The 23260-nt window shown below is 69.7% G+C and carries 16 protein-coding genes and 1 pseudogene; 10 read left to right on the top strand and 7 right to left on the bottom strand.

Annotated features, from left to right (window positions below):
• Nucleotides 1-555: 555 nt before the first annotated feature.
• Nucleotides 556-1794: a helix-turn-helix transcriptional regulator gene (locus tag ABZV91_RS18825; RefSeq protein ID WP_355243012.1), complete on the bottom strand. Its 1239-nt coding sequence runs from the start codon at nt 1792-1794 to the stop codon at nt 556-558.
• 130 nt (nt 1795-1924) lie between these two features.
• Between ABZV91_RS18825 and ABZV91_RS18820 the strand changes: the two genes are divergently transcribed.
• From ABZV91_RS18820 to ABZV91_RS18805, 4 genes are all read left to right on the top strand, one after another.
• Entirely contained in the window at nt 1925-2233 is a 309-nt protein-coding gene (locus ABZV91_RS18820; RefSeq protein WP_355243009.1) for a hypothetical protein, read from the top strand.
• Nucleotides 2234-2653: 420 nt separating this feature from the next.
• On the top strand, nt 2654-3655 hold the full coding sequence (locus tag ABZV91_RS18815; RefSeq protein WP_355243006.1) for an ATP-binding cassette domain-containing protein: 1002 nt from the start codon (nt 2654-2656) through the stop codon (nt 3653-3655).
• Nucleotides 3655-4422, top strand: coding sequence for an ABC transporter permease (locus tag ABZV91_RS18810; RefSeq protein ID WP_355243004.1), 768 nt, complete (start codon nt 3655-3657; stop codon nt 4420-4422). The genes ABZV91_RS18815 and ABZV91_RS18810 overlap by 1 nt, the downstream gene beginning before the upstream one ends.
• 563 nt (nt 4423-4985) lie before the next feature.
• Nucleotides 4986-5750, top strand: coding sequence for an adenylate/guanylate cyclase domain-containing protein (locus ABZV91_RS18805; RefSeq protein WP_355243112.1), 765 nt, complete (start codon nt 4986-4988; stop codon nt 5748-5750).
• Between the two features lie 104 nt (nt 5751-5854).
• On the opposite strand, the gene ABZV91_RS18800 is transcribed toward ABZV91_RS18805, so the two are convergent.
• Nucleotides 5855-6841, bottom strand: a complete 987-nt coding sequence (locus ABZV91_RS18800) for a LysR family transcriptional regulator (protein WP_355243001.1) — start codon at nt 6839-6841, stop codon at nt 5855-5857.
• Between the two features lie 158 nt (nt 6842-6999).
• Here ABZV91_RS18800 and dnaE point away from each other — a divergent pair.
• A pseudogene (dnaE, locus tag ABZV91_RS18795) lies at nt 7000-10538 on the top strand (DNA polymerase III subunit alpha).
• Between the two features lie 8 nt (nt 10539-10546).
• Here dnaE and ABZV91_RS18790 read toward each other — a convergent pair.
• The 3 genes from ABZV91_RS18790 to ABZV91_RS18780 are packed head-to-tail and all read right to left on the bottom strand — an operon-like array spanning nt 10547 to nt 12471.
• A complete protein-coding gene (locus tag ABZV91_RS18790) occupies nt 10547-11002 on the bottom strand; it encodes a deaminase (protein WP_355242999.1) in 456 nt (151 codons plus the stop codon).
• 8 nt (nt 11003-11010) lie between these two features.
• The gene (locus tag ABZV91_RS18785; protein WP_355242996.1) at nt 11011-11715 is read right to left on the bottom strand and encodes a RibD family protein; all 705 of its coding nucleotides are present in this window, start codon (nt 11713-11715) and stop codon (nt 11011-11013) included.
• Nucleotides 11716-11724: 9 nt separating this feature from the next.
• On the bottom strand, nt 11725-12471 hold the full coding sequence (locus ABZV91_RS18780; protein WP_355242993.1) for an NUDIX hydrolase: 747 nt from the start codon (nt 12469-12471) through the stop codon (nt 11725-11727).
• 185 nt (nt 12472-12656) lie between these two features.
• Here ABZV91_RS18780 and ABZV91_RS18775 point away from each other — a divergent pair, with 185 nt between their 5' ends.
• From ABZV91_RS18775 to ABZV91_RS18765, 3 genes are all read left to right on the top strand, one after another.
• Nucleotides 12657-14015: a hypothetical protein gene (locus ABZV91_RS18775; RefSeq protein ID WP_355242990.1), complete on the top strand. Its 1359-nt coding sequence runs from the start codon at nt 12657-12659 to the stop codon at nt 14013-14015.
• Nucleotides 14012-15034 (top strand): glutamate ABC transporter substrate-binding protein, encoded by a 1023-nt coding sequence (locus tag ABZV91_RS18770; protein ID WP_355242987.1) that lies wholly within the window; start codon nt 14012-14014, stop codon nt 15032-15034. Before ABZV91_RS18775 ends, ABZV91_RS18770 begins: the two co-directional genes overlap by 4 nt.
• 563 nt (nt 15035-15597) lie before the next feature.
• Entirely contained in the window at nt 15598-18123 is a 2526-nt protein-coding gene (locus ABZV91_RS18765) for a tetratricopeptide repeat protein (RefSeq protein ID WP_355242984.1), read from the top strand.
• 115 nt (nt 18124-18238) lie between these two features.
• Here the strand turns inward: ABZV91_RS18765 and ABZV91_RS18760 are convergent, their stop codons facing one another.
• The gene (locus tag ABZV91_RS18760) at nt 18239-19339 is read right to left on the bottom strand and encodes a CaiB/BaiF CoA-transferase family protein (protein WP_355242981.1); all 1101 of its coding nucleotides are present in this window, start codon (nt 19337-19339) and stop codon (nt 18239-18241) included.
• 141 nt (nt 19340-19480) lie between these two features.
• Here ABZV91_RS18760 and ABZV91_RS18755 point away from each other — a divergent pair, with 141 nt between their 5' ends.
• Entirely contained in the window at nt 19481-20029 is a 549-nt protein-coding gene (locus ABZV91_RS18755; RefSeq protein WP_355242978.1) for a methylated-DNA--[protein]-cysteine S-methyltransferase, read from the top strand.
• Nucleotides 20030-20062: 33 nt separating this feature from the next.
• Nucleotides 20063-20977 (top strand): YafY family protein, encoded by a 915-nt coding sequence (locus ABZV91_RS18750; protein WP_355243109.1) that lies wholly within the window; start codon nt 20063-20065, stop codon nt 20975-20977.
• Between the two features lie 246 nt (nt 20978-21223).
• Here ABZV91_RS18750 and ABZV91_RS18745 read toward each other — a convergent pair whose 3' ends face one another.
• Nucleotides 21224-23095, bottom strand: coding sequence for a cutinase family protein (locus ABZV91_RS18745; RefSeq protein ID WP_355242975.1), 1872 nt, complete (start codon nt 23093-23095; stop codon nt 21224-21226).
• Nucleotides 23096-23260 lie beyond the last annotated feature (165 nt).

Here is a 23260-nt window from a genome sequence, read left to right as displayed (position 1 = left end):
CATCCTCCAGGATGGGCGGGCCCCGGCCGTTGCCTGGCTCGAGTGCTTCCCAACTGCTGCCAGCCCTGGTGGGGGACAGTGGTATCCGGGTTGCTTGACCAGATACGGAAACCTCGCGGAAACCCTCGAGCGTTCCGGTGTGGCGTCGCGTAGAAGGGCACGTAGTTACTCGTTGTCAGCATCCTGGCCGCCGCCGCAGCTCCGGTGCTGGAGCAATGATACCGGCTCTTGAAGATGCTTCAGTGCTCCGGCGGCCGCCGGGAGCACTGGCTAGCTCAACGGCGGCCTGCCTTCAGCTCCAGAGCCAGTCTGCTGATATCCGATCCGGTAGCAGTTGGCCGATCGGGTGGACAGGTCCATCGCGGACGACAGCGGATTATCAGTGACGGGGCGTGCCGTTCTCGTGTGCGACAACCGTCCTTGACCAGCACAGCGGAGATGAGGTTGTCGGTCGCTGCCATAGCGGGGAATATTGCTGCGCCGTACACCGTGTATCTGTCGAAGAACTGGTCGGAGAACCGGCGTCATCGAGTGCGAGGCTGCTGCTGGAGCGATTCACTGGCCGACGCCGCACCACGCGACGAAACCGCGCAGGCTCTCCGTGCTCCGTGCTTCCTGCCGGGCCAGCACCCGTACCGTCTCATGCACCATCGGGTGGTACCGGGTCTGTGTCGGCGCGATCTTCCGGGCCGTGTTCAGCGCATCGAGCGTCTTCGCCCGGTCGCCGTGCAGGAGAAACCCCCGTGCCAGGTCGATGTACAGGTGCCCGGCCCGGGACTTCGGGGTGTTCGCGGGAAGTATGAGGTTCTCGGCGCGTTTGATCGCCTCGGTTCCGTCAAGCATTTCCACGGCCAGCCCGACCGCCCAGATATCCGTGTTCGCCCGGCCGAAGTTCATCACCGGATCATGGAAATCGGCGGACCCAACCCGTGCGGCCACAGATCGCGCCTCGGCCAGATGAGTGTCCGCAGCGTCACGGTCACCCGACCGGGCCGCGCCCAAGCCGGATTGCAAGTGCAGGGTTCCCCACGAAATCAGGCTCTCGAGGTCCGCTCCGTCAATCGCGGACTCGAGGTCATGACGGCACTGCTCCAGATAGGCCAAGGCAGTATTCCAGTCACCGGCCGAGGTCAGCACCGATGCCCGATGGAACTGCGCGCAGGCCATCCACAACCGCGACCCGGACAGCGATGCCGCCCAGGTCATGCGCTCGACAGCCAGCGTGGCGAGGTCGGTGTAGCCGAGCTTGTGCGCCAGACTCCGTGACGACGTGTACAGCTCGCACAGCAGCAGGAAACCCTTCTCACGCTCCCGTCCCTGTGTGCTGTGGACCAGGGCGCGCACCTCGGTCAGCAGCGCGGGCAAATCACTGGACAACCGATAGAAGTTCGTTTCCCGCCGGTGCTTTCGGATCTGCGCCACATCCGCAGCGATCGCCGCAAACGGACGCGGCTTCACCCCGGCCGCCGGGAGATCGTGCGCCGCGAGCTCCACGCGGATCACTGCGATACCCGCGGCCACGTCACTCTGTTCGGTCGTGGTCCGCGGGTACGGCTGCCCCAGCAGTTCGGCCGGCGACACCTTCAGGGCGCGTGCGCACGAGGACACGAATGCTGAACTGGCCGGGGCACGCCCCTGTTCGACCGCGCGCACCAGCGACACCGAAATGTGCGCTTCCCTGGCAAGCCGCGGCTGCGACCACCCCATCAATTTCCGCATCTCCGCTACGCGTTGGCCGACGCCCACCTGTGTGCTCATCGATCCCCATCCTGTCTCAGCCCCTGACAACAGCATGACAAAAACCCTTGGTACTTCACGGGGCCCGCCAGGTTGAAGCTGAAATCAGCACCCGGCCCGGGTTGAACCCCGACGCCCGAGCCGGGTGCCTTCCAACTGTCGGGGTCGGGGGATGCAGGGGCGCGCAATGGTTGGAGAACTGCCGAGGGCAATTGCGGTGATCCGCAAGGACATCCAGGGGAACGGGGTCGACGTCTTCCGGGTCGCTGACCGACACGGCTACCGCCTCGTGTGGACAGTCCGCCTCGATACGGGCCCGCTGGCAACCGCCCTGATCATGGCCGGCGCCATCATGGAACATTGCGCGGCCGCGGTGGTCGTCCCCTCATTCGAGCACGCCGACGCGGTACGGCACGCGATCACCGAGCACGCTGCTTTGGTCACTCCGGTGTGTGTCTACCCTCGCGGGCAACGCTGGCCGGTCGTGCAGCTGTGACGGGCCACGGTCTCGCTCTGGTCCTGCTCTCTCTCGGGTTGGTCGGGTTCACCGTCGCGCTACTGCGAGGACAGTGACAACCTGTCACCTTCGCGCAATAGGGCGGACTTTTCGTCGGCCGGGGTACCGCTCTTCCGCGTACGCCCTGTCGCCCAGCTCGCCGACCTCGACAACCTTGTGGGATCCCGCACGATGGCCGGTACTCAGTGGCGAGTACCCCGGCTACGTGTCACAGGTTGTCACCATCCCGTTTATTCAGAGCCGTTCAGCACAGTTCGATAACGGGTGAATTTCCGGCGTGCGGACCTACCCGTACGGACTTGTACCCACCGGAACGGTCGTACGTCATCCTCCAGGATGAGTGCGGATGGCGACCATAGGGCGACGCGAGCCCATCGCGGATAGGGCATGCTGGTCGGCATGATCGAAGTCCGGGGCTTGACCAAGCATTACGGGCAGACCGTCGCGGTCCAGGACCTGACCTTCACCGTGCAACCCGGTCAGGTCACCGGGTTCCTGGGACCGAACGGCGCCGGTAAATCCACCACCATGCGCATGATCCTCGGTTTGGATCGCCCCACCGCGGGAAGCGCACTCATCAACGGCAGAACGTACGGGCAGCTGAAACACCCGTTACGCGAAGTCGGCGCGCTGCTGGACGCGAAATGGGTACATCCCAACCGTTCGGCGCGCGCTCACCTGGAATGGATGGCGGCCTCCAACGACCTGCCGAAGTCCCGGGTGGAGGAGGTCCTGCGACTGGTGGGCCTGTCCGAGGTGGCGGGTAAATCCGCCGGCGGATTCTCCCTGGGCATGTCGCAGCGGCTCGGCCTGGCGGGCGCCCTGCTCGGCGATCCGAAAGTCCTGCTCTTCGACGAGCCGGTCAACGGCCTGGACCCGGAGGGCATCCTCTGGATCCGGCGGTTCATGCAGCGACTGGCCGCCGAGGGCCGCACCGTCCTGGTGTCGAGCCATCTGCTCTCGGAGATGTCGCAGACCGCCGAGCACCTGGTGGTCATCGGCCGCGGCCGGCTCATCTCCGATTCCACGACCGCGGAGTTCATCGAACGCGCGTCGGAGTCGTCGGTGCGGGTGCGCAGCCCGCAGCTCGACGAGCTGCGCAGCCTGCTCACCTCGAACGGGATGACGGTGAAACAGAACGAGGGCAACGCCGACGGCGCGGCGCTCGTGGTCAGCGGGGTCACCAGCGACGCGGTCGGCGCCCTGGCGGGTGACCACAACATCACCCTCTACGAACTCGCCCCGCAGCGGGGCTCGCTGGAGGAGGCGTTCATGCGGATGACCGGCGGGGATGTCCAGTATCACGGTGAGGTCGGGCCGCAGGGTGACGTGGCGGCGGCCCCACCGGCGGCCGTCCCGGCCCAGCCGGTCGAGGCCGAGGTTCTCGGAGGTACCAAGTAATGGGTGTGATCGCCGCGGAACGCATCAAACTCACCTCGACCCGCTCGCCGTGGTGGTGCTCGCTGATCGTGGTGGGCCTGGCGGTCGGCTTCGCCGCACTGTTCGGGTTGATCGGGCGGATAGCCGCCGACGACCCGCAGGCCTCGGGCGCCCCCGCGCTGACCGTGGACACCGCGTTCCTCGGGATCAGCGGGTTCGGGGTGATGGTGCTGGCCATCATGGCCACCCTCACCGTGACCAGCGAATACCGGTTCGGGATCATCCGGACCACCTTCCAGGCCGTGCCCAACCGCATGCTGGTGATCGGCACCAAGGCGGGCCTGGTCGGGCTCTACGCGGCTGCGCTCACCACGGTGCTGGCCTTCGCCGCGTACGCGGTGGCCAAGGCGGTCGCCGGGGACGCCGGGTCCACCCTGATCCTCGAGGGCAACTGGCGTGCCCTCTACTCGATACCCGTGCTGGCCTTCCTCAACGTGGTCCTGGCCATCGCCATCGGGGTGCTGGTCCGGCAGTCGGCGGCGGCGATCTCGTTGATCGTGCTCTGGCAGCTGATCATCGAACCGCTGGTCGGCGCACTGGGTAAAGTAGGACGTGAGATCAGCGCGTTCCTGCCGTTCCAGAACGCGAGCCGGTTCGCGCTGATGGACGAGTCGATGGCGTCGGGCAACTGGCACTGGGGTGTATGGGGCAGCCTCGTCTACTTCATCGCCTTCGTCGCACTCGTCACCGGTGTCGCTCTGGTGGTGGTCAACCAGCGCGACGCCTGACCGAACCGCCCGAGCCGCTTCCCTCGCCGCTCGGGTAGTGGGTAGCGCGGCCTTGTCGGGAGGATCGCGCGCCCCGCACGCCGGCGGCCACTGCCCGGTCGTCGGAGTGCACTTACCACCGGCCCGGTGCGCGACGCATCGGGCCGGTGGTCGTGATCACGCAGTGTGGTTGTTCACCCCGATCGCCCGCGCGGACGGCCGGACTCTTCACGAGTTGCCAAATATCTGTAACCAAGCGTTCACCGACCACCCGCCGGTCGTCGCTACGATCGGGGTCAGGCACCGAACGTTTTCCATCGGCGGACCCAACGGCGTGCCGCACTCCTCCGATAGAGAGGCGACAGGTGACGATTCTCAGCGTTCCCCTCACGTCCGATTCCCTGAGATACCCTCGGGGCGTGAACGAAAAGCCCTCCGGCCGTGCCGTACCGGAGCCGGAGGTCGACAGCGCCGCCGCGCCGGGCGCCGATCACGCCACCACCGACGAGCCGGCGGTGGGGCCGGCTCCCGAGAACGGCGCCGCCGACGACGCGGTGCGCCGTGTCCATCCGCTGTCGGCCCTGATGAGCGTGGCCAACCAGCGCCCGGATGTGATCGAGGTCCTGCGCCGGGCCCGGCAGCAACTGCCCGGCGACCCCGCCTTCGGTGACCCGCTCTCGGTGACCGGGCCCGGCGGCGCCCGCGCGGTGGCCCGCGCCGCGGACCGGCTGGTGGGCGACAATCCCAGTGCGGCACGCGAGATCGGGTTCGGCGCATTACAGGTCTGGCAGGCGATGCTCGAACGCCTCGGTCGCGGTAAGGGCACCGAGGAGATGACGGTGATGTTCACCGATCTGGTGTCTTTCTCCTCCTGGTCGCTCACCGCGGGTGACGAAGCCACCCTGGAGCTGCTGCGCAAGGTGGCCAAGGCCATCGAGCCTCCCATCGCCGAACGCGGCGGCCAGGTGGTGAAACGGATGGGCGACGGCGTCATGGCGGTATTCCCCTCCGCGGACCGGGCCGTACAGGCCGCGATCGCCGCGAAACGCAATCTGGCCGAGGTGAGCGCGGGCGACTACCGGCCCCGGATGCGGATCGGCCTGCACACCGGCTCACCGCGGGAAATCGGCGGCGACTGGCTGGGGGTGGACGTCACCATCGCCGCCCGGGTGATGGAGGCCGGCGGCAACGGCAAGATGATGGTCTCCCACACCACGCTGGCCGCGCTGCAACCCGAGACCCTGGCCGAACTCGGCCAGATCGCCCGCCCCTACCGCCGCAGCTTCTTCGCCGCGCCGCTGAGCGGGGTACCGGAGGACCTGCGCATCTACCGGATCAGCTCGGCCTGAGCGACCCGGTCGTCCGTCCGCGCCGACCGGCGCGGCGTGCTCGATTTGCTCGATCTGCTGGGCACGTCGCCGGCGCCTCGTGCGTCGTGCGCGTGCCGGCCCCGCTACGGGGAGACGAACAAGAGCCGGTCGATCTCCGGGATCCAGCAGTCGCGCGCGATATCGCGGTTGTAGTTGGCGCGGAAGTAGGCGATCAGATCCGCGATACCCGGGTGCGGGTCGGTCCGGTCCCACAGCAGCGCGTGCGGGTAGGCGGGGGTCGGGTCGACGATCGGCACCCGGCGGATATGGGGGTGCCACGGGGATTCGAAACCCTCGGCGCTGAAGGTCGCGAGGGTGTCCGAATCGGCGATGTGCTCGATCACCATCGCGATCGGCGCCGGCCCGCGGCCGGGGGCGACCTCGGGGAACAGTTCGGACCGGCGGCTGCTGTCGATCACGACGCCGCAGTACCGGCTCAGTTCGCGGTAGTAGTCGGTCCACTCCGATTCCACCGAGGTTCCCGGCACCCACACCGTCACCCCGGCCAGTTCGGTGAGCGAGACCGCCGCGCGTCCGGCGAGCGGATGATCCTTGCCGACCAGCAGATGCAGCGGGTCCAGCAGGAACGGGACGGCCGCGATCCGCGCGGGCAGCGGCCGGGGCCCGCCCGCGGCGCGGGCCACGGCCGCATCCACCCGGCCCGCGACCAGGGCGTCCCGGGAGGTGACGAAGGCGTTGGTCAGCACGATCTCGGTATCGCGGTCGGGGTGGCGGCCGAGGTAGTAGCGCATGGCCCGCATTTCGGTCGCGCGCTCGCCCAGTACCGCCACCCGCAGCGGCCGCGGCCGCCGCACCACCGTGGCCACCGCTTCGTCGGCGACGGCGAGCAGTGCGCGCGCGTGCGGCAGGAACCGGGCGGCGGGTGCGGTGGGAGCCGCGCCGGTGCGTATCCGGTCGAAGAGGTCGAGGCCGAGCTGGTTCTCCAGCCGGGCGATCCGTTTGGACACCGCCTGCTGGCTGATGCCGAGCAGCGCCGCGGCCGCACTGAACCGGCCTTCGTCGGCGACGGCGACGAAGGCCCGCACCGTCGCCAGATCGAGCTCTCCCACCCCACCTCCTGATACATCCATCGGTTGTCCCCGCTGTCGTGCCGATTGTTCGACTCGGCGCTTCCGAACTGGTCATATGTAGCCGGAAGCAACCTTATCGGCCTGCCCGATCAACAACCGAATCGGTCGCGGGCCGGTTCTACGGCACGGGGTCAACGATGACGGGCGCGTCTTTCGTACATCTGCACAACCACACCGAGTACTCGATGCTCGACGGTATGGCCAAGGTCGGTCCGCTGTTCGCGGAAGCCGAGCGCCTGGGCATGCCGGCGGTCGGGATGACCGATCACGGCAATATGTACGGGGCCGCGGAGTTCTTCCGGCAGTCCCGGGATTCACCGGTGAAACCGATCATCGGTATCGAGGCGTATATCGCGCCGGAATCCAGGTTCTCCGGCACACGGGTCTTCTGGGGCGAACCCGGACAGAAGTCCGATGACGTCTCGGGGTCCGGAGCGTATCTGCACATGACGCTGTTCGCCGCGAACGCGGTGGGACTGCGTAATCTGTTCCGGTTGTCCTCGCGCGCATCGTTCGAGGGACCACTGGGGAAATGGCCGCGGATGGACGCCGAACTCGTCGCCGAACACGCCGAGGGAGTTCTCGCGACCACGGGTTGTCCGTCCGGCGAGGTCCAGACCCGCCTGCGGCTCGGGCAGTTCGACGCCGCCTACGCGGCCGCGGGCGCTGGCGCGATATCTTCGGCCCGGACAACTTCTTCCTCGAAGTGATGGACCACGGGCTGACGATCGAACGCCGGGTCCGCGACGATCTGCTCGCCGTCGGCCGCAAGGCCGGGCTCACCGCCCTGGCCACCAACGACTGTCACTACGTACTACGGCAGCAGGCGGCGGCGCACGAGGCGATGCTGTGTGTGCAGACGGGCAAGACGCTGTCGGATCCGGCGCGGTTCCGGTTCGACGGTGACACTTTCTACCTCAGATCCGCGGCCGAGATGCGCGACCTGTGGGACGTGGAACTACCCGGCGCCTGCGACGCCACCCTCGCGGTCGCCGAACGCATCGAACCGTACGACGAGGTGTGGGAATTCCGCGATCGGATGCCGGTGTTCCCGGTGCCGGAAGGTCATACCGAGGACAGCTGGCTGCGCCGCGAGGTGGACGCGGGTCTGCGCTGGCGTTTCCCCGCCGGTATCCCCGGCGGTTACCGCGACCGCGCGCGGTTCGAGCTGGACATCATCCGCGACAAGGGCTTCCCCGCCTACTTCCTGGTGGTCGGCGATCTGGTGTCACACGCGCGCCGGGTCGGTATCCGGGTCGGTCCCGGGCGTGGTTCGGCGGCGGGGTCGCTGGTGGCCTACTCGCTGGCCATCACCAATATCGACCCCATCGAGCACGGACTGCTGTTCGAACGGTTCCTCAACCCCGAACGCCCGTCGGCACCCGATATCGATATCGATTTCGACGACCGCCGCCGCGGCGAGATGATCCGCTACGCCACCGAGCGCTGGGGCGCGGACAAGGTCGCCCAGGTGATCACCTTCGGCACCATCAAGACCAAGGCGGCCATCAAGGACGCCGCCCGCGTCCAGTTCGGCCAGCCCGGGTTCGCCCTGGCCGACCGGCTCACCAAGGCGCTGCCGCCCGCGGTGGCGGCCAAGGACATCCCGGTGGCCGGTATCACCGATCCCGGCCACGAACGCTACGGCGAGGCCGCGGAGGTGCGGGCACTCATCGAGGCCGAACCGGATATGCGCCGCATCCACGACACCGCGGTCGGGCTCGAGGGGATGGTCCGCGGGGCCGGGGTGCACGCCTGCGCGGTGATCCTGTCCAGCGAACCGCTACTGGATATCGTGCCGCTGTGGAAACGCCCGCAGGACGGGGCGGTGATCACCGGCTGGGACTACCCGTCGTGTGAGGCCGTCGGCCTGCTCAAAATGGATTTCCTGGGGTTGCGCACGCTCACCGTGATCGGTGACTGCCTCGACAATATCCGCGGCAACCGCGGTATCGAGATCGACCTGGACACGCTCGCTCTGGACGACGGACCCGCCTACGACATGCTGGCGCGCGGCGACAATCTCGGGGTGTTCCAGATGGATTCGGCCGGGATGCGGGAACTGCTGCTGCGGATGGCTCCCACCGAGTTCAACGATCTGGTGGCCTCCAACGCCCTCTACCGGCCGGGGCCGATGGGTGTGGGGGCGCACTGGTCCTACGCCGACCGTAAGAACGGGCGGGAAGCGGTGACGCCGATCCATCCCGAACTCGACGAACCGCTGCGCGCGGTCCTCGCCGAGACCTACGCGCTGATCGTCTACCAGGAGCAGATCATGCAGATCGCGCAGCAGGTCGCCGGATACTCGCTGGGCCAGGCGGATCTGCTGCGCCGGGCGATGGGTAAGAAGAAACCGGAAGTGCTGGCCATGGAGTTCGAGAACTTCCGGGACGGTATGCGCGGCAACGGCTACAGCGACGCGGCGGTGACCGCGCTGTGGGAGGCGGTACTGCCGTTCGCGGGGTACGCCTACAACAAATCGCACGCCGCCGGTTACAGCCTGGTGATGTACTGGACCGCCTACCTCAAGGCCAACTACCCGGCGGAGTTCATGGCCGCCCTGCTCACCTCCGTCGGTGACGACAAGGACAAATCGGCCATCTATCTGGCCGACTGCCGCAAGCGCGGGATCCGGGTGCTACCACCGGATGTGAACCAGTCGGCGGCCACGTTCACCAGTGTCGGGTCCGATATCCGCTTCGGCCTGGGCGCGGTCCGCAATGTCGGTGAACCGGTGGTGCGAGCGGTGATCCGGGCACGCGAATCGGCCGGTGCGTTCACCTGTTTCTCCGATTACCTGACGAGAACCGACAGTGTGGCCTGCACCAAGAAGGTGGTGGAATCACTGGTCAAAGCGGGGGCTTTCGAATCCCTCGGCCATCCTCGCAAGGGCCTGTACACGATCCACAGCGAAGCGATCGACGCGGTGACGGTCACCAAGAAGGCCGCGGCGCGCGGTCAATTCGATCTCTTCTCCGGCGATACCGCCGACGCCGGGACGCACACCTCCGTGTTCGAGGTGCCGGTCCCCGACGAGGAATGGGAGACCCGCGAGCGGTTGAGCTACGAACGGGAAATGCTCGGGCTCTATGTCTCCGGTCATCCGCTCGACGAGATCGCCACCGCGCTCGCCGCCGCCGGGGATACCCCGCTCGCCGCCCTGCACGACGGTCGCGTCCCACACGGACGCCGGGTACGGCTGGCCGGCATCATCGCCGCCGTCGACCGGCGCGTCACCCGCAAGGGCGAGCCCTGGGCGGTCGTGCGCCTGGAGGATCTGGAGGCCGGTGCCGAAATACTGTTCTTCCCCGCCGCCCACGCCACCGCGGCCGGACATCTCACCGAGGACGCGATCGTGGTGATCACCGCGACGGTCAGCGTCCGCGACGGACGCCGCTCCCTGCTGGGCGATCACGTCACCACACCGGATCTCGCCGCCGGTACCGCCGGGCGGCCGCTCACCCTCACCCTCCCCGCGACGGCCTGCACCCCGCACACGGTCCGGGCCCTGCGCGAGACCCTGCAGCGGCATCCCGGTCCCACCGACCTGCGCATCGACCTGATCGGCACGCGTGGTCCCCGGCTGCTCGCCCTGGACCCCCGATTCCGGATCACCCCCTCGCCTGCGCTGATGGGCGAGCTGAAAGCGCTGTTCGGCCCGGCCTGTCTGCGGTGACGAGGCGATCAGGACAGATCGAGGTGGCGGTTGACCGCCATGGCGGCGTCGGCCAGTTCCGGGAGTTCGAGCACCCGCACCCCGTGCTCGCGCAACTTCTCCACCCCCACACAGTTCTCGACGAATGTGGACGGTTCCCGCCACGCGATCACCACCACCGGGATACCGGCGGCGAGGACGCGATCGGTACACGGTAGCCGCGTTTTCGTCGCCCGCTCCGAACAGGGCTCCAGCGTGCTGTAGAGCGTGGCCTGCCGCAACCGCGGATCGTGCGGATCCGCTTTGTCCAGCGCGGCTTCCTCGGCGTGCACCTTCGGATCGGTTTCCCGTGAGTAACCGGTGGCTATCTCGAGGCCGGCGGCGACGATCACGGCACCCACCGAGAAAGCGCCGGGCGCCCGCGGACTCCGCCGCGACAGTTCGATCGCCCGGTTCATCCAGTAGTGGTGGTCGGGTTCGGGCACCGGGCCTCCTAGGGTCGATAGCGCAACACTGCCACATCCCCGAGCCGCTCCACCTCGTCCAGACGCATCCGGTGGGTGGAACCGCCGGGGAACCGCGCGGGATGCAGGAAACGCGGGGCGGCGGGGTCGCCCACGAGCGCGGGCCCGACCGCGAGCAGCAGTTCGTCGGCCAATCCGCCGGCCAGGAACGCGGTGTGGATCCGGCCGCCGCCCTCCACCATCAACCGCCCGATGCCGCGGGCACCGAGATCGTCGAGCAACGGCTCGAATCCGAGCTCCGGGCCCAGCGCCACGATCTCGGCCGGGGCGGTCAACCGATCGCGCAGCCGCCGGGCGCCCGCGTCGGTGGTGTAGACGAGCGGGGCGTGTTCGGCGGTCCCGCAGCGCCAGAAGCGCGCGTCCGGATCCAGTTCACCGCTCGCGGTCACCGTCACCTTGCGTGGGTACTCCGCCCGGCCCGCGGCGACCCGCTGCGCGCGCCGCGACTCATCGCGTACGAGCAACCGCGGATTGTCCCGCCGCAGCGTCTCGGCACCCACGAGAATCGCATCGGACCAGGCCCGGATACCGTCCACCCGGTCGAAATCGGCATCGTTGGACAGCAGCAGGCGTTCGGGCTCCGTATCGTCGATATAGCCGTCGACACTCATCGCGACCGACAGCAGGACATACGGCCGCGCCGGCCGCGCACCTTCCTCCGTGCCCCTTCCCAACTCGGCCTCCTACCCCAGCACCGCGCTGCGCGGGATCCCCAGCACTCTGGCCTCCGTCTGCGCGGCCACACCCAGCCCGGCCCCCGGATCGTCCGCCTCGCCCGCCGGATTCGGCGATCCGCTCGGTTCCGGATTCTCCGGCGGGTACGGGGGGTTCAGCAGGACCGCACGGTCGCCGGGCCCCTCGGGTTCGGCGTGCAACCAGACGAACTCCGCACCGAGGTCGACCGTGCGCGGCAGCGTCGCGGCCAGCTCCGCCGCATCCGCCGCCGCGCACTCACCCGGATCCATCCAGGCGAAGCTGGCCCGCAACCCGGGCCAGGCATGGGCGAACCCGGCGTGCAACGGACGCTGGTCCACCTCGTCCTCCGGCACCCAGGCCAGCTCCACACTCTCCATGTTCGGCCGGACCGGTAGCGGTTTGCCCGCGTCGGCGATCACCGTCGTATAGGTCCAGCCGCTGGGGGCGGTGGCGGTCACCCGTTCGGCGCGCACCCGGATATCCGCGGCTTTGATACCGGCTTCCTCGTCGGCCTCGCGGACCGCCGCGTGCACCGCCGACTCGTCGCTGTCGCGGGCCCCGCCGGGCAGTGCCCAGGTCCCGCCCTCGTGACTCCACAGCGCGCGGTGCTGCAGCAGGACCGCCGCACCGCCGCTACCGAGCGGGGCGCGCAACAGCAAACCGGCCGCACCGAACAGGCCCCAGTGCCGCACACCACCGGGGCTTATGGACCACCCGTCACCGTCACCACGCATCTCGCACCGCCCTCGTCGACCGTCGCCTCCATCCTGCCCCACCGGTGGCGGGGGGTGCCGGGTTGTGGAGGTGGGGGCGCGCGTGTGCAGAATACCGAATACGCTCATGGCAGCGGTGTGAGCGATCTCGCGCGGCACCGGCGGAGCGATACAGCGCACACGGCGCCCAGAGTTGGAGGGTGGACATGACGCGGTTGGCGGTGGATCGGGTGGTATCCGAACCCGACCCGGCCCACCCGGAACCGGCGCCCGTCCCCGGGCGGGCGAGGCCCGTCCGCCCCCGGCTCGCGCAGGCCTGGAAGTGGCTGAATCCTGCACGTTTACGCCTGTTCGCCCAATCCTCGCCCGGGCGGCTGCTCGGGGTCGGGCTGCTGCTGATCGTGCTCTGCCTGGGCTCCGGGGTGATCACCGCGGGTGCCGTGCACGACCGTCAGAGCGACCTCGACGTCCTGCTCGCCCACACCGAACCCGATGCGAATGCGGCACATCGGCTCTACACCTCGCTCTCGGTGGCCGACGCCGCCGCGGCCACGGCGTTCATCTCCGGCGGACTGGAACCCGAGCAGGTGCGCGACCGTTACAGCCAGGCGCTGGGGGAAGCGGGCGCCGATCTGGTGACACTGTCCGGGGACGACCCCCAGGACGTTCTGCAGCGGATGGGTATCGGGTCGGGACTGCCCGTGTACTCGGGCCTGGTGGAAACCGCGCGGGCGAACAACCGGGAGGGACACCCGGTCGGGGCGGCCTATCTGAGCGAGGCGTCGTCACAGATGCAGACGGTGCTGCTGCCGACCGCCGAACAGCTCTATGTGCGGCGCGCGGCCGCGGTCGACACCGCCCAGGACCGGCACGTTCGGCCGCCATGGGCGGCCATCGCGCTGCTCGTGGTCGCGGTGATCGCGCTGGTGTGGGCGCAACGATCGCTGGCCCGGCGGTGGCACCGCACCTTCAACCCGGGCCTGCTGCTGGCCTCCGGAGCGTTGCTCACCCTGATGCTGTGGACGGTGATCGCCGGATCCGTTTCGTCGGTGGCGATGTCCAGCGGCCGGGCCGACGGGACGGTACCCGCCGCCCGGCTCACCGAGAGCCGGATCCTGGCGCAGCAGGCGCGTTCGGCGGAAACACTCAAACTGGTGCGGCGCGATACCACCGGCGACTACGACCACGCATTCGACGCCAACATCACCCGGCTCAACGAATTGCTCGCCGGGCACACGGACCGGGCGACCGTCGACGCGCGGGCGGCGCTGCTGCACTGGCTGGCGGCGCACCAGCGGATGAACGAGGCACTCAACCGCGGCGAATTCGCTCGCGCGGCCGGAATCGCCACCGCGCCGGGTGCCGAGAACGCTACGGTTCACGTGGAGGCCCTGGACAAGGCACTGGGCAATGGGATCACCGAGACCCGCAACACGCTACGCAGCAATATTTTCCACAGCGCCCGGGTACTCGACTATCTGGCACCAGGTGCGTTGATCCTCGGTTTCGCCGCGGCGGCGTATATCGCCTTCGGCATCTGGCCAAGACTGCGGGAGTATCGATGAGGTTTGCGCGAAACCCGGTCCGACCGGCGGCCCCCCGGCCGTCGCGGCGATCGTGGCCGCTGCGGGTCGGGGTGGCGTGTACCGCGCTGCTGCTGGCCGGTTGCGCCACCGGCCCGGGCCCGCACCACGAGGTGGCGCACAGCGATTACGCCGAGCCGCCACTACCCGCCCAGGCGACGGCGATGGAGGCCGACGGCCCGCTTCCGCTGCCCGACGACGGCACCAACTGCGGCGACCCCACCGCGGGCCTGCGTCCGACCGGGCCCGGGGCCACCGGCCCGGTACTGGACCGGATCCGGGCCCGCGGCCGCCTGGTCGTCGGATTGGACACCGGCAGCAACCTGTTCAGCTTCCGGGATCCGGAAAGCGGGGTGATCGTCGGCTTCGACGCCGATATCGCCCGCGAGGTGGCCCGCGACCTGTTCGGCGATCCCGACAAGATCGAATACCGCAGTCTCGGGTCCGAGGAACGGGAAGCGGCGCTGATCGAGCACCGGGTGGACATGGTGGTCAAAACCATGACCATCACCTGCGCGCGCCTGGCCAGGGTCTCCTTCTCCACCGTGTACCTGAAGGCGCACCAGCGGGTGCTCGCCGTGCAGAATTCCGGGATCCAGAGTCTGCGGGATCTGGCGAACAAGCGGGTGTGCACGATCCGCGGCACCACCTCACTCGAGCAGATCAGCCGGATCCAGCCCCAGGCATCCATTCTCACCGTCCCCACCTGGGCCGACTGTCTGGTGGTACTCCAGCAGCGGCAGGTGGACGCGGTCAGCACCGACGACGCGATCCTGGCCGGACTGGCCGAACAGGACCCGTACACCGAACTGGTCGGGCCGAGTATCAGCGAGGAGCCGTACGGAATCGGCATCCCCAAGGGCGACGACGACCTGGTGCGCTTCGTCAACGGCACCCTCGACCGTATCCGCGCGGACGGCACCTGGAACCGCCTCTACAACCAGTGGCTCTCGGCCCTCGGGCCCTCCCCCGGACCCCCACCACCGACCTATCGGGACTGATCGCCGTGACGACGGACGAGTCGGGTATCCGGTCCGGCTCCGGAGACTTTCCGGAGCCGCCCCCGACCCGTGCCGTCGAATCCACCCGCCTCGAGGCGCCGGACGGGCAACCCAGCGCGGCCACCCGGCTCGGGGCGGGCCGAGTACGGGGCGATCGAAACCCTTCCGGCACCGGTGTGGGCCCGGGAGCCACCGCCACAGCGGGTACCGCCGGCCCGGGAACCGCGGGCGTCGCGAATGCGGCCGCACCACCGGAAACCGCTGCGGGGGCGGCCGAATACCCGGAAACCGGTGCGGACATGGGACCGGGCGGTTCACCAGAAACTGCCACCGACACAGGCACGGGCGATTCACCAGAAACTGCCACCGACACAGGCACGGGCGATTCACCAGAAACTGCCACCGACACAGGCACGGGCGATTCACCAGAAACTGCCACCGACACAGGCACGGGCGATTCCCCGGAAACTGCCACCGGCACGGGGACGGGCGGTTCCCTCGAACCCGCTGCCGTAGCGGGTGCAGGAGGCTGTTCCGACACCGCTGCCGGCGCAGGAGCCGCCGTGCATTCCGGAACCGGGAACGTCACGGATACGGCCGCACCTCCGGAAGCCGGTCCGGAAGCGGGTGCGGGAGACCATCCGGAAACCGCCGCTCCCGAGCCCGACGCGAACCCGGGAACCGCCGCCATCGGCGGTACGGCCGCATACGCGGAAACCGCTGCCGCCGCGGGTACGGCCGGCCGCCCGGGCACCGCCGTCGTCGCAGGTTCCGCCGCGCACCCCGAAACCGTTGCCGCCGATACCGCCGCCTCCCCGGAAACCGCCGCAGTCGCCGGAACCGCCGCGTACCCGGGCACCGTGGCGTCCACCGGCACCGGCGACCGGGCGAGTTCGGGGGCCACCGGAGTTTCCGGGCGCGGTAGCGGTTCCCAGCTGCGTACCGGCCGCAGCACCCGCACCGTGCGTTCCCGGCCCACGGTGCGCACCCTCGTCGCCGGGCTGGTCGAGATACCGCCGGTCGAAGCCGCCGACCCGGTCGCCGCGGTCCTGACCGACCCGGTGGTCGCGGAGGGCAAACGGTTCTGCTGGCGGTGCGGCAAACCGGTGGGCCGGACGAGCGCGAGCGGACCGGCCACCACGCGCGGCATCTGCCCGAATTGCGGCGCCGCCTTCGATTTCCGCCCGACACTGGGCCCCGGGGATATGGTGGCCGGGCAGTACGAGGTCCAGGGCTGTCTCGCGCACGGCGGGCTGGGCTGGATCTACCTCGCCGTGGACCGCAATGTCAGCGACCGCTGGGTGGTGCTGAAGGGGCTGCTGCACGCCGACGATATCGAGGCGCAGGCGGTGGCCGTGGCGGAGCGGGAGTTCCTGGCCGAGGTCGCGCATCCGGGCATCGTGAAGATCCACAATTTCGTCGAGCACCTGCCGCCCGGCGGTGAGCCGATCGGGTTCATCGTGATGGAGTACGTGGGCGGCCGGTCGCTGCGCAGCATGCTCGACGACCACAAGCGGCCCGAGCGGATCCCGGTGGCGCAGGCCATCGCCTACATCCTGGAGGTGCTGCCCGCGCTGGACTATCTGCACGCGACCGGGCTCACCTACAACGACCTCAAACCCGACAACATCATGGTGACCGAGGACCAGGTCAAACTGCTCGACCTGGGCGCGGTCGCACCGATCGATGCCTACGGGAACCTGTACGGCACCCGCGGTTTCCAGGCGCCCGAAATCGCCCGCACCGGGCCGACGGTCGCCTCCGACATCTACACGGTGGGTCGCACGCTGGCCGTGCTCACCCTGAACATGCCGACCGAACACGGTGCCTACCGCGACGGTCTGCCCGACCCGGAGGACGACCCGGTCCTGGCCCGGTACGAGTCGTTCCACCGGTTGCTGCTGTGCGCCACCGATACCGACCCCGACCGGCGATTCCCCTCGGCCGGGGCCATGGCCGATCAGTTGTCCGGGGTGTTGCGGGAGATCCTGGCCCTCGATACCGGCGTGGAGCGGCCGCACCGGTCCACGGTTTTCGGTAAACAGCGCAGCGCGTTCGGCACCGAGGAATTGATCGGCCAGACCGACGCCTACGCCGACGGGATCGCGCGCGACACCCTGCTCTCGGCCACCGATATCGCCGCCGCGCTACCGATCCCGCTGCTGCCCCGTACCGACCCGGTCGCCGCTCGACTGACCGACACCCTGCAATCCGATCCGGACCAGGCGTTCGCCGCGCTGCACGAGGCCCGCGAGCGACTCGCCGAGGACCCGGCCGCGGCGCCGGAGAACCTGGAACGCGAACTGCGCCTGGCCGAGGCCCGCATCCTGCTGGATCTGGACCGCGTCGCCGATGCCACCGATCTGCTCGACGCCATACCGCGTACGGGCCGACGGGATTGGCGGATCGACTGGTACACGGGCATGGCCGGACTACGCGAGAAGGATTACGAGAAAGCTTATTCCGCGTTCGACGCGGTATTACGTGTCCTGCCGGGCGAGCTGGCGCCGAAACTGGCCCTGGCCGCCACCGCCGAACTCGTGCTCCAGCACTGGGCACCGGACGAGACCCGCGCCTGGCGCGACTACGCCGAGAATTTCTACGCCACCACCTGGCGTACCGATCACGGGTTGGTGAGCGCCGCTTTCGGTTCGGCCCGCTTGCTCACCGCCGCCGGTCGCCACCGGGAGGCCGTCACCGCCCTGGACGAGGTGCCGGCTTCCTCGCGCTATTTCACCATCGCCCGGATGACCGTGGTCCTGCTGCTGCTCACCAGCGCGCCGGTGGCGGAACTGCCGGAGGACACCCTGCGGGAGGCGGCGGCCCGCGTGGAGGCCCTGCCGCCCGACGAACGCCGGGCCGTCCAACTGCGGGTGATGGTGCTGGGCAGCGCACTGGCCTGGTTGCAGGCCGGTAATACGCCGCGGCGGCCCCGGCCACCGCTCATGGGCGTGGCGTTCACCGAGCACGCGCTGCGCGACGGCACCGAAGCCGGGCTGCGCACACTGGCCCGCTTCGCGCCCGGGCGCCGCCACCGCTACGCGCTGGTGGATCTGGCCAATTACATCCGGCCCAACACCTGGTTCTGAACCTCCGCGCCCGCGTTCTCCCGGATACGCGCCCGGGGCCCGCACCACTGGATCGGGCCGGCGGCCGCGCTCGACCGAGACGGCGGGCCGGTGCGAACCGGCCCGCCCGCGGAATTCAGTCCGCCCAGACGGTGTCGATCGGGGTCGCCTCGGTGGGCGGCGGGGTGGGCACACCGTTGGGGGTGCGGGAGAAACGCGGCGCCGGGGCGTGCTGAGTGACATTGTCGATTTCGATGAGCGACCCGCGCGCGGCGATGTGTTCGTTCTCGCTCGCCTCGTCGAAGGTGAGCACCGGGCTCACACAGGCGTCGGTGCCGGTGAAGATCGCGGCCCATTCGTCGCGGGTCTTGCTGCGGAACTTCTCGGTGAACAGCTTCTCGAGCGTGTCCTGCCCGGCCGGGTCCATCTGGAACGGCAGGCCCTCGGGGTCGATCTCCAGACCGGCCAGCAGCTGGGCGTAGAACTGGGGCTCGATCGCGCCGACGGCCATGTACTTGCCATCGGAGGTCTCGTAGGTGTCATAGAAGGACATACCGGTGTCGAGGAGGTTGGTGCCGCGTTCGGAGGACCAGGCCCCGGTACCGCGGAAGGCCCAGATCATATTCGACAGCGCCAGCGTCCCGTCGACCATCGCGGCATCGATGACCTGGCCTTCACCGGAGTTCTGACGTTCCACCAGGGCGGCCAGGATACCGAACACCAGGAACATGGAGCCGCCGCCGAAATCGCCGACCATGTTCAGCGGCGGTACCGGCCGTTCGCCCTTGCGGCCGATGGCGTGCAGGACGCCGGTGAGGCTGATGTAGTTGATGTCGTGGCCGGCCCGGTCCGACAGCGGACCTTCCTGGCCCCAGCCGGTCATCCGGCCGTAGACCAGCCGCGGGTTGCGGGCGAGCAGGTCGTCGGGCCCCAGTCCCATCCGTTCGGTGACGCCGGGCCGGAACCCCTCGATGAAGACGTCGGCCTTGTCCACCAGCCCGAGAACCTTCTCGATATCCGCCGGGTCCTTCAAGTTGGCCTCCACGACCGTGCGGCCCCGCAGCTGCGGCCGGTCGGCCCCACCGGGCAGCTGGCCGGCGCGCTGGATCCGCACCACATCGGCGCCGAGATCGGCCAGCAGCAACGCGGCATGCGGCCCGGGCCCGATCCCGGCCAGTTCGATCACGCGAATGCCCGCGAGCGGGCCCTGCTTGGTGGCGGTGGATGGTGTACTCACGCCCTACCTCGGTTCGTCGTCGATCCAGTGTCTACCCCACGGGGCATATTGACAGTATGACAACAGCGGCCCGTAGTCACGGGTCCGGTGCGATCCGCCCCGGGGCCGATGAGTGTCGGTGGGCACCCGCAGACTGTCGGTATGCCGGACAGTGCGGTCGCGCCCCTGGAAACGACGGATTTCGACACCGCGATCGGCCGCTGCGCCATCGCCTGGCGGGCGGACGCCGTGGCCCGTTTCTCCCTCCCCCGCTACGAGCCCGGCGCCGGATTCCGCGGCCGCGGTGAGACCCGTCCCGTCCCCGAGCCCACCACGGGCCCGCGTGCCGAGGCGCTCACCCGTATCCGCGCCCACCTCGACGGCGATCTCGACGACCTGCGCTGGATCCCGCTCGACCTCACCCGATCCCCGGAATTCCACCGCGCGGTGTACGCGGTCACCCGGGCCATCGACCCCGGACACACCCTCAGTTACGGAGAGGTCGCGCGCCGCTGCGGCGCGGCCGGGGCCGCGCAGGCGGTGGGTCAGGCGCTGGGCAGCAATCCCATTCCGCTCATCGTGCCCTGCCACCGCGTCCTGGCCGCCGACCATTCCCTGCACGGCTTCTCCGCGCCGGGCGGTATCGATACGAAATCGACACTGCTGGCGATCGAACGCACCCCCGGCTTCGGCGAACCGACTCTGTTCTGAACGGACGCGGGCCGGGAGCCCGCCGAACGCGTCATCTCCGGCCGAGAAGTCACCGCCGCCGAGATCGCGGCCGAACTGGAAGTTTCGGTGGCGACCGCGCGCCGTGACCTGGAGGCGCGCTCCACCGCCGGTGTCCCGGTGTATCCACAGCCCGGCCGCGGTGGTGGCTGGCAACTGGTCGGCGGGGCGCGCACCGATCTGAGTGGCTTGACCGCAGGCGAGGCGCGGGCGTTGTTCCTGCTCACCGGTCCGTCCGCGGGGGCGGTGCCGGAGGCGCGCGCGGCGCTGCGCAAACTGTTGCGCGCCCTCCCGTCGACTTTCCGCGGCGAGGCCGAGGCCGCCGCCGACGCGGTGGTGATCGATCCGTCCGGTTGGGGCCACACCGAACGCGAACTCCCCGAGACAGTGCGACTGCTGCAACAGGCGGTGGTACAGCGCCGCCGGGTGGCGCTGCGGTACCGGGGCCGCGCCGGGACCGACACCGATCGGGTGGTCGATCCGTGGGGCCTGGTCGACAAGGACGCCGTCTGGTATCTGCTCGCCGGAACCGAGCACGGCCGCCGAACCTTCCGGGTGGACCGGATCTCGCGGGCCGAGCCCACCGATCAGGAGGCCCACCGGCCCGCCGACCTCGATCTGCCGGCACTCTGGGCAGAGGTCGTCGAACAGATGGAACAACGCCGCGCGACCACCTCCGCCACCGTTCTCCTCGGCGAACGGCTGCTTCCGGTTTTCCGCGATCGGCACGGCAGGCACTGCGAGGTCGCCGGGCCCACATCCGAGGGTCGCGTCCGGGTCCGGTTCACCGCGCACACACCGCGCGCGATCGCCGAACAACTCGCCGGCTGGGGAGCGACCGTGGAAGTCGTGGAACCGGACTCGGTGCGCCGCGAGCTCGCCGCGCTGGGCGTGGAACTGGTCGAACGCTACGGCGGCCCCCGGAAATAAGTGCTCGATCGGTGCGCACTTATCGCTGGATGATCGGAACAGACCGCCACACCGTCAGCCGGAAGAGGCCTATATGCCCACACGCGCCCGTCGAGTCGGCGAAGGCAGACGGGCGCCGGCCGGAGAAGGCCCGTCGACCGCGGCACGTCCGGCCCGGACGGTTGCCGTGACCGCGATATCACCTCCGGTGCGATCCCGTCCGATTCCGGCGACGTCCGCCCGCCGTCACGACCGATCGGTACGAGATCAGCGACGATTCCGCGCCTCAGGAGACCGGCTGTTCGCGGGCGGGTGTCCCCGTCCGCCCGCGCGGGACCTGTCCGCCGACGTCCGCTCCCGCGCCCCATGCGCTCCGGTCGTCCACCGGCGCCCGGCGGAGCGGACGCGGTCCGCGGCCACCACCCACCGCAGACCCGGCACCCTGTGCGCGGCCCTGATCGCACCGCATACGCCCGCCGAGACCGCCGCCAGCAACACCAGCCCCAGCAGATACGGTGCCAGGCCGTGCAGAGGCCGCGATGACGCGGCGTCGGCCACCGCTCGTGTCTCCGGTGGTGTTCCGGCCCCGACGGCGACACTGCGGATATCCGGCTCGGGAGCAGGCGGAGCCGGCGCCGGCTGTTGCGGCGCCGGCGCGGGGTCGGGAGCGGCCGGGGCGGCCGGCGCCGGTCGCGCCGGGGACGGTTCGGGCATGCGGTTGGTGGCGAGGTCTTCGGCGACCGCGGTGAACCATCTCAGCACCAGGTCGGCGGCGGGCCGGCCGTCGGCGGTGTACCCGGCGTGGAAGTAGTCGCCGTGTTTGCGGACTGTATCCGCGTAGCGCAGCCACAGCCCGGGGTCGAGGAGTTCGGCGTTCTCGGCACTCAATCGGCCGAGCGCATCGAACGTCTTACTGACCAGGTTGAATACGGTGCGACGCGGGATCGGGCGGCGCGCGGCGGCGACGAGCGCGTCGGTGGCGCGTTCGAGACCGGTCAGGGGGTCGGGGGCGGTGGCGATACCGGCGACTTCGGCGGGTTCGAAAGCGACACCGATGATCGCCAGCAGCGTGTTGAGCGCACTGGTACCCAGTTTCAGCAGTGCCTCGCGGGCTTCGGGTTCGCTGCCCGATCGCGGGTCGGCGGCTTCGGCCAGCCGTACGCCCAGCGGCTTCTCCGGTGTCAACGACAATGTGCCCAGGGAGTATCCACGCAGATCGTGGGTGACGACCGCGGTCGCGGTGCGCGCGAGCGTCGAGGAGAAACCGTCGCCGATCGAGGCCAGCGCTGCCACCGGGTCCGACGGCAGCAGTTCGGCCTGCCCGAGGATATTGACCACCATATGCAGTAGCGGGGCATCGGTGGGAGCGTCGCAGGCGAGGTCACCGGGTAGGCACAGCGAGGCGACCCGTCCGGTGAGTTCCCCGAAGTCGGGCGCGATATCGCGCAGCGGCCCGATACCGCCGCCCGGTGCGGGGTGCCGCGGGAATTCCTGCAACGCGCCCAGTTGCGCGCCGGTGGTACCGGGCGCGGGCTCCGGGCGCCCCGCGTCCGGTAGCCCGGGGAACACCGCGGCCCCGGGAGCGCGGGTGGGGTCGGCCAGCAGCGCGACCGCCGCGACCCGGTCGGCCGGTACCACCCCCGCACCGGCGCCCACCTCGCGCGCGAACATCGACACCACGTGCGCGCCTTGCGAGTAACCGATCAATCCCAGCTGGGAACCCGGGCACCGCCCGGTGACCTCGGCGGCCATATCGCGCAACCGCCCCAGCCCCGCACCCGCCGAGACGGAGTAGGGCGCCGTGGTGGCACCGGGTAGCGCGCCGCCGAACCCGGCCAGGTAGGGAACATAGGCGCGGCCCACCGCCGGCCCGCTCAACATCTCGGTCAGCGGACCCAGTACCAGTGACAGCAGACCGGCGTCCGCGGCCACCGGAGAAGTCGGGGTGGACTCACCGGTTCCCTGCACTCCGAGAACGAAAAGGCCCGGGCAACCCCCGGCCTCCGCCAGCGCCAGTTCGACACCGTCCTGGGCCCGGGCGACCGCGGGTGGTCCGGTCGGGAGCGCGACGACCGAGACGGCCACCGCCCCGGCGACGGCGCAGACCGCTCGTTCGAACACGGTGCGGGCGCGGCTCATCCAGACCTCCGAATTGATCAGAACGGCGCGGCCCCGGATAGAGCCGTGCGGTGATCGCTCTCACGCCCCCGCTAGACGAGTAAGTCCGAAGTCCCGTCGATGCCCGGACATGGGCGGAGGGCGTCTATGACCAGTGTGTGACCAATGATCTCGACGCCCTCCTGA

It is taken from the genome of Nocardia sp. NPDC004568 (genome assembly GCF_040609955.1).
Classification (GTDB): Bacteria; Actinomycetota; Actinomycetes; order Mycobacteriales; family Mycobacteriaceae; genus Nocardia.
Note: the sequence above shows the minus strand (reverse complement) of the source record. Positions and strands in the feature narration are given on the sequence as shown.